The sequence below is a fragment of the Cobetia sp. 3AK genome (assembly GCF_029846335.1).
In the GTDB taxonomy this organism is placed as follows: domain Bacteria; phylum Pseudomonadota; class Gammaproteobacteria; order Pseudomonadales; family Halomonadaceae; genus Cobetia; species Cobetia marina.
Map to the genome: position 1 here is coordinate 1 of NZ_JARWKR010000032.1, position 336 is coordinate 336.

1 pseudogene is annotated in these 336 nt (G+C 69.0%); it reads left to right on the forward strand.

The annotated features are described in order from the left end of the window. Positions 1-336, forward strand: a pseudogene (locus tag QD228_RS17020) (pirin family protein); the annotation flags it as partial.

A 336-nucleotide genomic window follows, 5' to 3' on the forward strand; every position in this document is an offset into this window, starting at 1 on the left:
TGACGGCTGGCTCCGGCATCGTGCATTCGGAGCGCACCGGACCCGAGCAGCGCGCGGCCGAGAGCAGCCTGTTCGGCCTCCAGACCTGGCTGGCGCTGCCGACCCATGTGGAAGAGGCCGCCCCAGACTTCGCGCACTACAAGGCGCAGGAGATCCCCGTCGCCGAAGCCGACGGCGCGCGGCTGACGCTGATCGCCGGCACGTCCGACGGCATGGCGTCTCCGGTGAAGACCTTCTCCGACCTGGTCTACGCCGACATCCAGCTGGCGGCCGGCGCACGCTACCAGGTGAAGGCCGAGCATATCGAGCGCGCGATCTATGTCGTCGAAGGAAGCG